The 13,511-nt window shown below is 62.0% G+C and carries 13 protein-coding genes; 6 read left to right on the top strand and 7 right to left on the bottom strand.

Going from position 1 to position 13,511, the window contains the following annotated elements:
• Positions 1 to 98 precede the first annotated feature (98 nt).
• The 3 genes from ahpF to AC3WLM_RS15360 all read right to left on the bottom strand — a co-directional run bounded on the left by ahpF (position 99) and on the right by AC3WLM_RS15360 (position 2,717).
• The gene (ahpF, locus tag AC3WLM_RS15370) at positions 99 to 1,658 is read right to left on the bottom strand and encodes an alkyl hydroperoxide reductase subunit F (protein ID WP_492477863.1); all 1,560 of its coding nucleotides are present in this window, start codon (positions 1,656 to 1,658) and stop codon (positions 99 to 101) included.
• A 174-nt stretch (positions 1,659 to 1,832) separates the two neighbouring features.
• Positions 1,833 to 2,396 carry an alkyl hydroperoxide reductase subunit C gene (gene ahpC, locus AC3WLM_RS15365; protein ID WP_039333951.1) on the bottom strand — a complete coding sequence of 188 codons (564 nt, stop codon included), beginning with the start codon at positions 2,394 to 2,396 and terminating at the stop codon, positions 1,833 to 1,835.
• A gap of 114 nt (positions 2,397 to 2,510) precedes the next feature.
• A complete protein-coding gene (locus tag AC3WLM_RS15360; RefSeq protein ID WP_492477862.1) occupies positions 2,511 to 2,717 on the bottom strand; it encodes a hypothetical protein in 207 nt (68 codons plus the stop codon).
• Between the two features lie 21 nt (positions 2,718 to 2,738).
• Between AC3WLM_RS15360 and AC3WLM_RS15355 the strand changes: the two genes are divergently transcribed.
• The 5 genes from AC3WLM_RS15355 to AC3WLM_RS15335 all read left to right on the top strand — a co-directional run bounded on the left by AC3WLM_RS15355 (position 2,739) and on the right by AC3WLM_RS15335 (position 7,858).
• Positions 2,739 to 3,881 carry an HlyD family secretion protein gene (locus tag AC3WLM_RS15355; protein ID WP_492477861.1) on the top strand — a complete coding sequence of 381 codons (1,143 nt, stop codon included), beginning with the start codon at positions 2,739 to 2,741 and terminating at the stop codon, positions 3,879 to 3,881.
• 29 nt (positions 3,882 to 3,910) lie between these two features.
• The gene (locus tag AC3WLM_RS15350; protein ID WP_492478139.1) at positions 3,911 to 5,467 is read left to right on the top strand and encodes a DHA2 family efflux MFS transporter permease subunit; all 1,557 of its coding nucleotides are present in this window, start codon (positions 3,911 to 3,913) and stop codon (positions 5,465 to 5,467) included.
• Positions 5,467 to 6,924 carry an efflux transporter outer membrane subunit gene (locus AC3WLM_RS15345; protein ID WP_039333940.1) on the top strand — a complete coding sequence of 486 codons (1,458 nt, stop codon included), beginning with the start codon at positions 5,467 to 5,469 and terminating at the stop codon, positions 6,922 to 6,924. The genes AC3WLM_RS15350 and AC3WLM_RS15345 overlap by 1 nt, the downstream gene beginning before the upstream one ends.
• Positions 6,925 to 7,008: 84 nt before the next feature.
• The gene (locus AC3WLM_RS15340; RefSeq protein WP_156451853.1) at positions 7,009 to 7,200 is read left to right on the top strand and encodes a hypothetical protein; all 192 of its coding nucleotides are present in this window, start codon (positions 7,009 to 7,011) and stop codon (positions 7,198 to 7,200) included.
• The gene (locus AC3WLM_RS15335; protein WP_082013343.1) at positions 7,148 to 7,858 is read left to right on the top strand and encodes a TetR/AcrR family transcriptional regulator; all 711 of its coding nucleotides are present in this window, start codon (positions 7,148 to 7,150) and stop codon (positions 7,856 to 7,858) included. Before AC3WLM_RS15340 ends, AC3WLM_RS15335 begins: the two co-directional genes overlap by 53 nt.
• Here the strand turns inward: AC3WLM_RS15335 and AC3WLM_RS15330 are convergent.
• A complete protein-coding gene (locus AC3WLM_RS15330; protein ID WP_492477860.1) occupies positions 7,839 to 9,107 on the bottom strand; it encodes a YceI family protein in 1,269 nt (422 codons plus the stop codon). The genes AC3WLM_RS15335 and AC3WLM_RS15330 overlap by 20 nt on opposite strands.
• Before the next feature lie 120 nt (positions 9,108 to 9,227).
• On the opposite strand from AC3WLM_RS15330, the gene AC3WLM_RS15325 reads away from it, so the two are divergent.
• On the top strand, positions 9,228 to 10,061 hold the full coding sequence (locus AC3WLM_RS15325) for a TIGR00266 family protein (protein WP_039334072.1): 834 nt from the start codon (positions 9,228 to 9,230) through the stop codon (positions 10,059 to 10,061).
• 72 nt (positions 10,062 to 10,133) lie between these two features.
• Here AC3WLM_RS15325 and AC3WLM_RS15320 read toward each other — a convergent pair whose 3' ends face one another.
• The 3 genes from AC3WLM_RS15320 to AC3WLM_RS15310 form a co-directional block, all read right to left on the bottom strand.
• Complete coding sequence (locus AC3WLM_RS15320) at positions 10,134 to 12,551, bottom strand: TonB-dependent receptor (RefSeq protein WP_492477859.1); 2,418 nt, start codon at positions 12,549 to 12,551, stop codon at positions 10,134 to 10,136.
• A gap of 95 nt (positions 12,552 to 12,646) precedes the next feature.
• On the bottom strand, positions 12,647 to 12,832 hold the full coding sequence (locus tag AC3WLM_RS15315; RefSeq protein ID WP_492477858.1) for a YezD family protein: 186 nt from the start codon (positions 12,830 to 12,832) through the stop codon (positions 12,647 to 12,649).
• Positions 12,833 to 13,153: 321 nt separating this feature from the next.
• Positions 13,154 to 13,354, bottom strand: coding sequence for a hypothetical protein (locus AC3WLM_RS15310; protein ID WP_039333932.1), 201 nt, complete (start codon positions 13,352 to 13,354; stop codon positions 13,154 to 13,156).
• Positions 13,355 to 13,511: the final 157 nt, after the last annotated feature.

Here is a 13,511-nt window from a genome sequence, read left to right as displayed (position 1 = left end):
CCTCAAGACAGAAAAAGCGGCGACGCAATGCTCGCGCCGCCGCCTCTGCGACCCGTCGGGCTAAAAGGGGAAAGCCCTTCGGAAACCGAATGTTATGCTTAGCTCTGTCGGATCAGGTAGTCGAAGGCAGAAAGCGCAGCTTTGGAACCTTCGCCCATGGCGATGATGATCTGCTTGTAGGGCACGGTGGTGGCGTCACCCGCCGCAAAGATGCCCGGAACGCTGGTCGCACCACGGGCATCGACCTCGATTTCGCCTCGCGCCGAAAGATCGATCGCGCCCTTGATCCATTCCGTATTGGGCACAAGACCGATCTGCACGAAGATGCCTTCAAGCTCGACCGTATGCAGTTCCTCGCTCGTACGGTCCTGGTAGACCAGTCCGGTTACCTTTGCACCGTCGCCCAGTACCTCGGTGGTCAGAGCCGAGGTCACAATCGTGACGTTGGGCAGCGAACGCAGCTTGGCCTGCAGCACCGCGTCAGCTCGAAGCTGGCTGTCGAACTCGATAAGCGTCACATGCGCAACGATGCCGGCAAGGTCGATCGCCGCTTCGACGCCCGAATTGCCGCCGCCGATCACTGCCGTGCGCTTGCCCTTGAACAGCGGACCATCGCAGTGCGGGCAATAGGCCACACCCTTGTTGCGGTACTCGTCCTCGCCGGGAACACCCATCTGCCGCCAACGCGCGCCGGTCGAGAGGATCAGCGTCTTCGCCTTGAGGCTTGCGCCATTCTCGAGCTGTACCTCATGCAGTGCACCTTCGCTGCCTGGCAACAGCGCCGTCGCCTTCTGCAGGCTCATCACGTCGACGTCGTACTCCTTGACGTGGCTTTCCAGCTGGGCGGCAAGCTTCGGCCCTTCGGTGTGCTGGACCGAGATGAAGTTCTCGATCCCCATGGTGTCGAGCACCTGCCCGCCGAAGCGCTCTGCCACCACGCCGGTCCGGATGCCCTTTCTTGCGGCATAGATCGCAGCAGCGGCACCGGCCGGACCACCACCGACGACGAGCACGTCGAACGGCTCCTTGGCGGCAATCTTTTCGGCGGCGCGGGCAGAAGCATTGGTATCCAGCTTGGCGACGATCTGCGCCAGGTCCATGCGGCCCGAGCCGAAGGGCTGGCCGTTTAGGAACACGGTCGGCACGGCCATGATCTGGCGCCGCTCGACCTCTTCCTTGAACAGCGCGCCGTCAATGGCGACGTGAGTTACGTTGGGGTTGAGCGCTGCCATGATGTTGAGCGCCTGCACCACGTCGGGGCAGTTCTGGCAGGTCAGCGAGAAGAACGTCTCGAAGTGTAGCGGACCGTCAAGGTCGCGCACCTGGTCGAGAAGCTCGGCGTCTTCCTTCGGCGGGTGCCCGCCAACGTGGAGCAGCGCTAGGATCAGAGAGGTGAACTCATGCCCCATCGGCAGACCGGCAAACACGGCTTCCGCCCTGCCCTCGTCTGACCGGATGGCGAAGCTGGGCGCCCGCTCGTCCGTTCCGTCGAAGCGGGCGCTGACCTTGTCCGACTGCGCAGCAATTTCCTCGACAAGCGACCGCATCTCGGCGGACTTGGCGCTATCGTCCAGAGTTGCAACCAGCTCGATCGGACGGCGCAGGTTGCCGAGATAGGACTTGAGCTGGGCAGTGGTGGCGGCGTCAAGAACGGGCATGGTCATTTCCTTTGGACATTACAGACCGCGCGTCACCGAATGGTCGGCGCACGGGGGATCAGTTCGAATTTGATCGGGATCGTGGAGCCGGCGGGCCGCCCACAAGCGGCACGGCCCGTCCGGTGGCTATGGCAGGACGTTCAACCCCACGCGGTGAGCGCCCTGCCAGAACAATCAGATCTTGCCGACGAGGTCGATCGACGGAGCCAGCGTTTCGGCGCCTTCTTCCCACTTGGCCGGGCAGACCTGGCCGGGATTTTCGCGCCAGTACTTGGCAGCCTTGATCTTGCGCAGCAGTTCCGCAGCGTTGCGGCCCACGCCCTCGGGGGTGATCTCGACCAGCTGGATGGTGCCGTCCGGATCGGTCACGAAAGTGCCACGGTCAGCAAGGCCGACGCCTTCGCGCAAGATGCCGAAGTTGTTCGAGATCGTGTGGTTCTGGTCGCCGAGCATGTAGTAGTTGATCTTGCCGACAGCCGGCGAGGTTTCATGCCATGCCTTGTGGCTGAAGTGCGTATCGGTCGAAACCGAGTAGACTTCGACGCCGAGGCCCTGGAGTTCGCCATAGATGTCGGCAAGGTCTTCCAGTTCGGTTGGGCAGACGAAAGTGAAGTCGGCCGGGTAGAAGAAGAACACGCCCCACTTGCCGAGTACGTCCGCATCGCTGACGTCGACGAACTTGCCCTGGTGGAAAGCGGTTGCCTGGAATGGCTTCAGCTTGCTTCCGACGATCGACATAGACTCAAATCCTTCTCGTTGTGGATTGGTGAACCGGGATACGAATGGTGAGGTAGGGCATGAGCAGTCGAATTTCCAATGAGCAAATTCGCCTTGTTTGATTGATTGGATCGATCAATAGCGGAAATTATATTGCACTTTCCGGATGTCTATGAAGCCGTGACCTAAAGTGCAGGTCCTGATGAATCCCAGGAACGCCGCAATGGCGAGAGCGTTGCGCCGTGCGCGTGCACTTTTTGCACTGCTTGCCGCAATTTCAGCACTTGAAATCCTTTCGCGCCTGAACCAAGTGGCATTTCGCAACGGAACGATTTCGTTCAATTACTGCCGAATGGATCAAAAATGGCCGCCTCGACCGACACGACACCTGCAGCTGATTCCCATCATACCGGCGAGGGCCGCAAGAAGCTGATCGGTCGTATCGCGCTCGGCGCTCTGGCAGCCGGTGCCTTATACGGTGCCTATGCGCTGTATGAATACGAGACTGTCGGCAAGTTCATGCAGGATACGGAAGACGCCTATGTGAAAGCAGACGGCGTCACCATCAGTTCCAAGCTTGGCGGTTACGTGCGCCGTGTTGCAGTGAGCGACAATCAGGCGGTCGATCAGGGTACTCTGCTGGTCCAGATCGATCCGACCGATTACAACACCCGCCTCGCGCAGAGCAGCGCACAGGTCGACGTCGCCCGCGCCACGGAGGCCACCGCCGTTGCAGCCATTCAGGAAGCACAGTCCGCAGTGGGTCAGGCCCGCGCAGCGCTGCAGGCGTCCCAGCGCGAACTCGCTTACCTGAACGGCGAAGTTGCCCGGATGCGGCCCCTGGTGGCTAGCGGTGCCGAACCGAAGCAGGCGTTCGACCAGCTCGTCGCCAACCGCGACAAGGCTGCGGCAGACGTTGCTGCGAAACAGGCCGGGCTTTCGGCCGCAAGCGATCGCGTGACAAGCGCGCGTGCCCAGGCCGGCCAGAGCGCGGCGCAAATCAAGGCAGCACAAGCCCAGCGCGAGGCTGCCAGCACGGATCTGGAGACGACCCGCATTGCGGCCCCGATCGGGGGCAAGATCGGCAACTCCACCGTGCGCGTCGGCCAGTTCGTGCAGCCCGGCCAGCGACTGATGACGATCGTGCCGACCGAAGCGATCTACGTCGAAGCCAATTTCAAGGAAACGCAGATTGGCCTCATGCGTCCGGGGCAGCCGGTAACTGTCCACGTCGACGCGCTGCCCGACGTCGACTTCCACGGCACGGTGGAAAGCATCACGCCGGGCACCGGCGCCAATTTCTCGCTGATCCCGCCACAGAATGCGACCGGCAACTTCACCAAGATCGTCCAGCGAGTCCCAGTCCGCATCCGCATTAATGCCGGGCCGGAATCACGCAAGGTGCTGGTTCCCGGCCTTTCACTCTCGGTCGAAGTCGACACGCGTTCGGCAAAGTCGGCAATCGAGACGATCCGTAACGAGCAGGATCGGGTTGCGTCGAAGTGAGCCAGTCGGCAGCCATTGATGAGGCGGCGATGCCGCCGGCCGCCGCAAGCGGCGAAAAGGCCGACATCACCGCCTGGCTGGCGGTGGCTGCAGGCGCCATCGGCTCGCTGATGGCGACGCTCGACATTTCCATCGTCAACGCATCGTTGCCCACGATCCAGGGTGAGATCGGTGCTTCGTCGAGCGAAGGCACCTGGATCGCCACCGCCTATCTCGTGGCCGAAATCATCATCATTCCGCTTACGGGCTGGCTCGAACGTGTGTTCGGCCTGCGCCGCTTCCTGCTGATCGCGGCGATCCTGTTCACCGGCTTTTCGGTGATGTGCGGGCTGTCCTCTTCGCTGACAATGATGATCCTCGGTCGTGTCGGCCAGGGCTTCACCGCCGGTGCGATGATCCCGACCGCCTTGACCATCATTGCCACCCGCCTGCCGCCCAACCAGCAGCCGGTGGGAACGGCCCTGTTCGGCCTGACCGTTATCATGGGCCCGGTCCTGGGCCCCTTGGTAGGCGGCTGGCTGACCGAGACGTTCAGCTGGCACTATGCCTTCTTCGTCAACGTGCCGATCAGCCTGATCCTGATCACGCTGTTGCTGGTTGGTCTGCCCAAGGGGAAGATGCAGTTGGGCGAGCTGGTGAACGCTGACTGGTTCGGCGTGATCGGCTTGATCCTTGGCCTGGGCGGCATCACCGTAGTGCTCGAGGAAGGCCATCGCGAGCAGTGGTTCGAATCCGCCCTGATCTGGAAACTCAGCGCAGTCACGCTGCTGGGCTTCATCTTCATCGCCATTGGCCAGTTCAAGGCAACGCGCCCGGTAATCAAGCTGTCCCTGCTTCGCAACAGATCCTTCGCGGCGGTGTTCGTGCTGGCTTTCGTGCTCGGCGCCGTGATGTTTGGCACTGCTTATGTCATCCCGCAGTTCCTGGCGGCGATTGCCGACTACAACGCCATGCAGGCAGGGCGCATCGTTTTCATATCCGGCATTCCCGCAATGATGATGATGCCGCTGTTTCCGATCCTGATTTCGCGCGTCGATCTGCGCGTGATCGTCGGCACCGGGATCGCTCTGCTGGCGATGTCCTGCTACCTCGACGTCACGCTCACTGCGCAATCGCGCGGCGGCGATTTCGTCGAGACGCAATTGATGCGTGGCCTTGGCACCGTGTTCTGCATGATGTTTTTGAACCAGGCGGCAATCAGTTCCGTTTCCCGCGAGGACGCCGGTGACGCAGCGGGCCTGTTCAATGCAGCGCGCAACCTCGGTGGTTCGGTCGGCCTTGCCCTTCTCGCCACGCTGCAGGATCAGCGCTGGGAGTTCCATCGCTGGACCCTGCACAGTGCGCTCGGCGCGAACGACCTCAACGTTCAGGACTGGGTCGGCCAGCAGGCGATGACCTACGGCGGCGGCCCCGATGGAATGGCGGCCGCACTCCGTTCGCTCGACGGGATGATCCTGCGCGATGCACTCGTCATGGCCTTCAACGATGATTTCATGGCGCTGACGCTGGGTATTCTGCTCGTGTCCCCGCTCGTTCTTCTTCTGCGCCCGCTTCCCAAGGGCTATCACGCAAAGGCTGCGCACTGATGACTGCCTCGCTATCCCTTCGCCGCATCGGCAGCGCCACGATCCTCGCCGCGTTACTGGCAGGCTGCACGACTGTCGGCCCGAACTACAATGGCGCTCCCGAAGCCGCCCCCGTCGCCGCTTCGCGCGGCAAGTTCGTCCGCGCCGGAGAGGCCATGCAACAGACAACGCCTTCATCAAGGTGGTGGGAGAGCCTGGGCGATCCGGTCCTGAACCAGCTGGTCGTCTCCGCTCTTGAAGACAGTCCGGGAATCGCCGTGGCCAATGCCCGCATCGCCCAATCACGCGCGGCTCTTGCTGCCAACCGAACTGCCGCACTGCCGACGGTGAACACATCGTTTGCCGCCCCGTACCTCAACGTTCCGGGCAACATTGCCGGAAACGGTGGCGGGAGGGACGAGATCAACGCCTACAACCTCGGCTTCGATGCCTCATGGGAAATTGATCTCTTCGGCGGCACGCGCCGAAAGGTGGAAGCCGCGCTGGCGCGCGCAGAGGCCGCAGAGGCAGCCTCGGCAGACGCGCGGGTGACACTATCCGCCGAAATCGCCCGTGCCTATGTCGGCCTGCGCGCGCGGCAGGCGATGTTGGCGCTCCAAGATCGGCAGGTGGGCATCGATCGGGAACTGGTCGCGCTGGCGCAACAGCGCTACGCCGCCGGGACGATCCCGCAACAACCCGTCAACGCAGCCGAGGCTCAGGCGTTCGCCAGCGAGGCGGACGTTGCCAAGTCTCGCGCCGAAATCGCCGTGCTGATGGACCAGATTGCAGTGCTGACAGGCAAGGAGCCTGGAGCACTCGACGCTCTTCTGCAAACTCCGGCACCGGTGCCCCTGCCGCCTGCCGAAGTATCCATCGGCGACCCGGCCAGCCTGTTGCGCAGCCGCCCCGACATTCGCATGGCAGAGCGCCAACTCGCTGCGGCCAATGCCGATGTCGGTGTGAAGATTGCCGACAAGTTCCCCAAAATATCATTCCTCGGGCTGCTGGGTCTTGGCGGCCAAAACATCGGCGACATCTTCGACCCTGCGAACATCGTCGGCATTGCCCTGCCGCAGATCAAGTGGAACCTTTTCGATGGCGGGCGCGCTGACCGCCAGGTCGAAGCCGCCAAGGGCGCCTATGCCGAAGCCGAAGCGAATTACCGTAGGACAGTGCTGACCGCGCTACAGGATGCCGAAGGCTCGCTCGCGCGCTTTGGCGCGCAGCGCGTCGCTTTCGGCAAGGCGCTTGATGCGGAAGGGCGGGCTCGCAAGAACGTCGATCTGCAGCAGCAACGCGTGCAGGCAGGGACCATCGGCAAGCCCGACCGTCTTGATGCAGAGCGGCAAGCGCTGCAGTTGGCGATGGCAACCGCGGCCGCTCGAGCAGAGCTTACGACAGGGTTTATTGCGGTAGAAAAGGCACTTGGCCTTGGCTGGACCGCCGATGCAGCGGCGTCAGGGGCCAATAAATGAAACGAATTCGCCTATTTTATAGTATATTGACTCCAGCCATGCCTGAGGCACTCTATCCACCAGAAACGCCGCAAAGGCGAGAAAGTGGGAAAGATGCGCTGGATTACCGATGCGGGCCTCCGCTTCTGGCAGGCCTATCGCGAAGGACTCGAAATGTCCTGCCCGGTTCACAACCGGATCGCCGAAGCTCTGGCCGACCGGCTGTGCGACCGGGATCAGCCGCATGACACTGCCGCCCTCGCCGCAATCGCCGAGCAGCAAATCACCGTCCACTGATCTTTCAGGCAGTAAGACGGCCACCAAGCGCGGCCGTCCTTCGCTGGAGGAAGCGCAACGTCTCCCTGCGCGAATCCTTGAAGCCGGTTGGGAAGTCCTGCGGGACCACGGCTTCGAAGCCTTCACCTTTGATCGCGTCGCGCGCCATGCGCACATTGGCAAGGCAACGATCTACACGCGCTTTGCCGGCAAACGCGAATTTCTCGAAGCGCTCCTGGCTCACAAGACTATCGAGCGTCGGCTCGAGATCATGAAGCTCGGCGTCGGCCTGCCCATCGTCGAAGCGTTCTGCATCCGCGCCGCCGCCGTGATACGGGTGCTTCATTCGGCCGAAGGCCGGATGATGGAGCGGCTGGTCGACTGGTGCGACCAGGAATTCGGGACTGACGAAGTGAACTACCGCCAGGCGATGTACGCCGATGCCCTTGTCAGTATCTCGGAGGAAATCCGCGAAGCCGCACGAGTGCAGAACCTCGAACTGGTCGATCCTGCACTGGCTGCGGGTTTCTGGTTGGAAGGCCTGCTAGGCCACGCGCGCTTCACAGGCTCGATCAAGGAAATCGACGACAGTGCCAACGAGAAGTGGGCTCGAGCCTATTCCGAATTTTTCTTTGGCGGCCTGCGCCACACTGGCGCGATCAAGGGGCCTGCCGCGTAGCCTTGATATTGAAGTTGACGCCGACTGCATCCTTCAGTTGATCGGTCGCGGACCATTCTGCTTCACCGACTCCGAAGGATAGCCGCTGCAGGGTTGCATTGCCGGTGGCGGTTGCCTTGTCGCCGCTGATCTTGAGGGCAAACCGCAACGCCATCGGCTTGCGCTGTCCATGCAGCGAAAGCGTTCCATTGGCGACGTAGCGGCCTTGGCCCGCCTCCTTAATGCTGGTCGAGACGAACTGCGCCTTGGGATGTGCGCCGACAGCGAAGAAGCTGTCACTGCGCAGCATATCATCGCGCTGGCTGTCGCCGCTGTCGACCGAGGCGAGATCGATTGTCGCACGGATGGATGAGCCCGGCAGGTCTTCGGGATCGAAGACGATCGTCGCATCCCAGCGCGAGAACGATCCGTTGATGGCCTCTCCGCTGTATTCTGCCGCAAAGCCCAAGCGTCCGCCCTTCTCCAGTTTCCACGGGCTCGCCTTGGCCGCTGTCGCTGCCGCGCTCTCGGCAACGGCGGGTTCGGAACTCGCGGGTGCTGAGGGCTCTTCGATCGGCACATCGGCAGCACTTCCAGAAGCCACTTCGCCTGGCGGCTTAGCAGCCGGACTCTTGTTCCCGGAAAACGAAAGGAACAGGCCGCAGATCAGCGCCCCGGCCCCAAGAGCAATTGCTGCAAATCCGGCAATACCTATCGCGCCGTGCGAGCGGATCGCCGCAGGCAGCATCCGGCCAATCACGTCCTCGCGCCTGAAGTGGTGATACAAGGCGCCAGCGACGTGCAGCACGATCAGTGCCATGCCGACGGTTCCCAAGGCTCCGTGCAGAACTTCGGCAGGCTCATGGAAGGCCTGGCCAACCGGCAGGTCAGGCCATGGCACCTTGCCGAACAACATCGTCTGCAACCGCACCTTGGCCGTCGAAACAATGATCCACCCGGTCAGTGGCCCGAGGATCATCACCGCATACAGCAGGACGTGCACAGCAGAAGCGAGCAACATCTGCGCCTTGCCATCCTGCACGGGTGCTGGACGCGCCTTGAACAGTCGCACCACCAGCCGCGCAAGGCTCAGCAGCAGGATCGCGATGCCCTCCGACTTGTGGAACTGGTAGCCCGAAAACTGCACCGCGCCCTTGGGAAGGTCTTCCAGCGCCCAGCCCAGCCCGATCTGGAACAGCAGCAACAAGGCGATCGCCCAGTGCAAGATGATGGCAAGCGCAGAATACCGTTCGGGCCGCAGCGTCGTCATTGTCAATATACCCCTCGATCCGACAAGCGTCATAACAGCGCCGACGAAGACATGATATGCCCTCTCGTATCGGCGTAGTGGATTGCTACATCTACGCACATCAATCCTTGGGAGACCTCAATGTCCAACAGTCCGTGGGCCCATCACCGTAGCGCAAGCATTGCTGACGACATCGATTTCGAGATCAAGGGGCAGGAACTCCAGTTTCTCGAGATCGAGCTCGATCCCGGCGAAAGCGCGGTCGCCGAAGCTGGTGCCCTCGTCTGGAAGGACGGCTCAGTCGGGATGACCACCGTATTCGGCGATGGCAGTGCCGATCAGCAGGGCGGCTTCATGGGCAAGCTGCTCGGTGCGGGCAAGAGGCTCGTGACCGGCGAAAGCCTGTTCACCACCGTTTTTACGCACAATGGTTCGGGCAAGGCGCGCGTGGCCTTCGCCTCGCCCACTCCTGGCGCGATCCTTCCGATCAAGCTGTCGGAAGTGGGCGGCACGCTGATCTGTCAGAAGGACAGCTTCCTCGCCGCCGCGCGCGGCGTCTCCATCGGCGTTGCCTTCCAGCGCCGCGTGATGACCGGCCTGTTCGGGGGCGAGGGCTTCATCATGCAGAAGCTCGACGGGGATGGCTGGGTCTTCGTGCAGATGGGCGGCACGCTGGTGGAGAAGGAACTGCGCCCCGGCGAGGAACTCCACGTCGATACCGGCTGCCTTGCCGCCTACACGCCTGGCATCGATTTCGACCTCGTTACCGCAGGCGGCGTGAAATCTGTCCTGTTCGGCGGAGAAGGCCTGTTCTTCGCCCGCCTTCGCGGTCCCGGCAAGGTCTGGATCCAGTCCCTGCCCTTCTCCCGCCTGGCCGGCCGGATGCTCGCCGCAGCCGGTTCGCGTGGTGGACAGAACCGGGGCGAAGGTTCGATTCTGGGCGAACTGGGCGATTTCATCGGCGGCAACAACTGACGATCCGAAAAGAGGCCGGTGGAATGCTCCACCGGCCCTTGAGTACCGCATGCGCTGCGGGGTGGTTCGGCCTCAGAAGCTCTTGCGCAAAGTTACGCCCCAAGTGCGCGGATCGCCCGGGAGTCCCGCGATCAGGCCGGTATTGCCTGGGCCGACGAAGAGCTGGTCGATGTAATTCTGGTCGAATGCATTGCGCACCCAGCCATAAATGTCGAACCCGTCGTCAGTGCGGAAGCCAACGCGGAAGTTCGAGAGCGAATAACCATCAACCCAAGTGTAGATCGAGGGCGTCGGGTTCGACGAGAAGTTCGAGCGATAGCTGCCGTCATAGCCGAAGTAGACCTGCCCCTCCTGCTCGAGAAACGTGACTGGAGCATTGGCTTCAAGCCCGAAGGACAGTGACCACTTCGATACACCAGGCAGGCGCTGGCCCGAAATGTCGCAGTTGGCGGGGCTACTGGCTCCGCCCGAAAGCTCCGGCGGGCACGGAGCGTCGACGAACTTGCGGTAAGTGGCGTCGGTGTAGGCTCCGTTCACATAGACATTGAAGCGCTCGCTCGGCCGGACCGAGAAATCGGCCTCGACTCCCTGTGAGCGAACCGCTCCGGCGTTGGCGAGATAGCCGCGCAGAACGCCGAACTGGCCGTTGTTCACGTTGGCCTGATAGTCCTTGATGTCCGTGCGGTAGGCCGACAGATTGAGGATGGCCCGCCGGTCCCAGAACTCGGTCTTGAGGCCTGCTTCGTAGTGCTGCACCGATTCCGGCTTGACAGTAGCCGCCCCGAGGATCGGGTTGTTCGCGGCATCCGTGGGCACCCCGTTCTGGTTGATGCCGCCTGACTTGAAGGTCTTGGCGTACGTAGCATAGAACAGGATGCCGGGTGCGACCTTGTAGCTGGCGGTAAAATCGTAGCTGAAGTTCCAGTCGCTGAACTTGGGGGAGATGGTCTGCGGCGTGAAGATGCCGAGTTGCGCCGTCTTCACCGGGCTGGTCGTTCCGTCGATCAGGATTTCGCTGCCCGAGGCCGTGAAGACGCGCCGCTGGTAGAAGCCGTCCTTCTTGTCATAGTTCACGCGCACGCCCGGCTGCAGGGTCAGTTCCGGCGTCACTTTCCAGCTCGCCTGCCCGTAAACCGCCACGCTGGTATTCTTGAGATACTGCGTGTTGAGCGCCGTCAGCCCGTTCAGCACGTTGGAGTTATAGAGGGCATTGCTTGGCGCAAGGTTCCATTTGGTCGACGCGCTGCCATGCTGCTCGGTGCCCTGCGTGTCGATACGCTGGTAGAACCCGAAGGCTCCCAGCACAAAATCAAGGCGATCGCCGCTGTAGTTGTAGCGCAGCTCCTGCGTGTATTGATCCTGTTGCGACGGGTTCTGCGACTTTGTGACGATCGGCAGACCGGTAAAGTCACGGTCGTTCTGAGGCTGCCAGTCCCAGAAGCGCCAGGCAGTGACCGAGGTCAGCGTACCCGGCCCGATGTCCCACTTGGCCTTGAGCGAGACGCCACCGATCTTGTTGCCCGCCTGAAGGGTGGCGTCGAGGTCGGTCAGCCGGTCATACGGATTGGTGCTCGGCACGGTATAGCCTTGTGCCGCGGCAAGCGCTGCAAACTGACGATCGGCAGCGCGCTGCGTGGTTCCGGTCCGGACATAGACCGAACCGCAGCATGCGGCGTCCTGTTCGCTATAGTCACCGGCGAGCGTGATGCTCAGCGCGTCGCTCGGCTTGAACAGCAGCTGGCCCCGCAGGCCGAGGTTGTCCTGCCCCTGAACCCACTGCTTCGACGTCACATTGTAGATCGTACCTCTGCGGTTGGTTGAGGACACCGCCAAGCGCGCTGCCAGAGTATCCGTGATCGGCCCAGACACCGCAGCCTTCGCCTGCACGAAATTCAGGTTGCCGAAACTTACTTCCGCCTTGCCTTCAAAGTCGAAGGTCGGCTGGTTGGTGGTGATGTTGATCGCGCCGGCTGTAGTGTTCTTGCCGTAGAGCGTGCCCTGTGGCCCGCGCAGGACCTCAATCTGCTTCACGTCCAGGAAGTCGAACGTCGCCGAGGCGACGCGCGCGTTGTAGACGTCGTCGATATAGATGCCGACGCCTTGCTCGATGCCGTCGTTGGTCAAGCCGAACGGCGCGCCAAGGCCACGGATGTTCACCGCTGTGTTGCGCGGGTTCGATGAGTAGAACTGCAGTGTTGGCGTCAACTGCTGCAAACGGCCGACGTTGAAGGCGCCGGTATTGTCGATATGCTCGCCCCCGATGACAGAAATTGCCAGCGGCACATCCTGCGCTGTTTCCTGGCGCCGACGCGCGGTAACGACAATCTCGCCGCTGTCACTGGCCCCCGTTCCGACGGAAGTCGTCTGGGCGTCCTCGGGTGCGGGCACTGCGGCGTTGGTGGTGGTGGCAGGCGCTTCGGCAGCGTAGACGCCATGCGAAGCCAGGGCGAGCGGCGCAACGCCACCCGCAAGAAGGACGCGGAAATTCATCGTAGGACCTCATGTGTTCCCGAACGATGCTTCCGGTGGTCCGGTCAGCGGTGCGGTAGTTCTGCTTGTTTATTGGTATTGGCTGCGTGGAACGATCAGTTCGGCTTGAGCCGTCGCTTCTCGGTCACGTCAATCTGGACGACACGCCCTTCATGGACGGTCAGTTGCACGGCCCCGTAGCGCAGCCCGGTCAGGGCTTCGCGCACGCTTGCAATGCTTTCTTCGAGATGGCGTTCGGACACACCCTGGTTGCCAGCTCCTGGTTTGGTGGGTTCGGTCATCTCCCGTTCGATCCTGTTGGCGCGAAGGGTGCCCGTCGATTGTGTTCGCATGATTGCCTTGCCCCTTTCCTGCGCGGTTTCCGGCGAATCGTCGCCGTTGCTCAGCTTCTATACTCAAGTTTTTTAGTAGACATTAAACTTCGTCTGTTACGGCTCAAAGCTTTCCTTTTGCCGATGCGATAGGCTGTCGCGCACTTGGCGCCGTCCAGTTCGTTTAACTCTATCGAAGAGATAGACAATGCTCATGCGACGAATGGGCGTCAGCGCGCGACAGTTCGCGCGGCAGCCCTGCTGGAGTTTTCGACACCCCGTCCCGGCGGCTCAGTCGTTCTTGATCAGACGCAGTATCGGCGGCGCCCTCCGCGGAGCGTGCGGTTCGTCGTCCTCTAGCCTGTGAGCGAGGCATTCCACTGCCATGGCAAGATGGAGGGCGGCCATAGCCTCACCGTGCGTGTCGAGTTCGTCGAGCGCAGTCGACAGGGCTTCGAAAACTTCGACTAGTGGCTTGGCTGCTACCTGCATGGCGTAGACTGTTCCTGTTGCCCCGCACAACCGGACGGACCCTGTTGCATGCCAACTCCTAACCGCGAATTTGCAGGCAGAAAGGGAAGATTGCACCGGAAATGAACAACCGGAAACCGAGGTGGAAACAGATGGAGGACGTTGCCACGGAGATTTA

The organism is Novosphingobium sp. FW305-C-30-35 (assembly GCF_058783135.1).
The sequence above is the reverse complement of the archived record's forward strand: the minus strand, read 5'-3'. Positions and strand labels throughout refer to the sequence as shown.

Excerpts from the sequence above, each read along its gene's own strand:
- AC3WLM_RS15325 (WP_039334072.1), top strand. The coding sequence starts at position 9,228 with ATGTCCAACAGTCCGTGGGCCCATCACCGTAGCGCAAGCATTGCTGAC.
- AC3WLM_RS15335 (WP_082013343.1), top strand. The coding sequence starts at position 7,148 with ATGACACTGCCGCCCTCGCCGCAATCGCCGAGCAGCAAATCACCGTCC.
- AC3WLM_RS15320 (WP_492477859.1), bottom strand. The coding sequence starts at position 12,551 with ATGAATTTCCGCGTCCTTCTTGCGGGTGGCGTTGCGCCGCTCGCCCTG.
- ahpC (WP_039333951.1), bottom strand. The coding sequence starts at position 2,396 with ATGTCGATCGTCGGAAGCAAGCTGAAGCCATTCCAGGCAACCGCTTTC.
- AC3WLM_RS15345 (WP_039333940.1), top strand. The coding sequence starts at position 5,467 with ATGACTGCCTCGCTATCCCTTCGCCGCATCGGCAGCGCCACGATCCTC.
- ahpF (WP_492477863.1), bottom strand. The coding sequence starts at position 1,658 with ATGCCCGTTCTTGACGCCGCCACCACTGCCCAGCTCAAGTCCTATCTC.
- AC3WLM_RS15330 (WP_492477860.1), bottom strand. The coding sequence starts at position 9,107 with ATGACGACGCTGCGGCCCGAACGGTATTCTGCGCTTGCCATCATCTTG.
- AC3WLM_RS15310 (WP_039333932.1), bottom strand. The coding sequence starts at position 13,354 with ATGCAGGTAGCAGCCAAGCCACTAGTCGAAGTTTTCGAAGCCCTGTCG.
- AC3WLM_RS15355 (WP_492477861.1), top strand. The coding sequence starts at position 2,739 with ATGGCCGCCTCGACCGACACGACACCTGCAGCTGATTCCCATCATACC.
- AC3WLM_RS15350 (WP_492478139.1), top strand. The coding sequence starts at position 3,911 with ATGCCGCCGGCCGCCGCAAGCGGCGAAAAGGCCGACATCACCGCCTGG.
- AC3WLM_RS15315 (WP_492477858.1), bottom strand. The coding sequence starts at position 12,832 with ATGACCGAACCCACCAAACCAGGAGCTGGCAACCAGGGTGTGTCCGAA.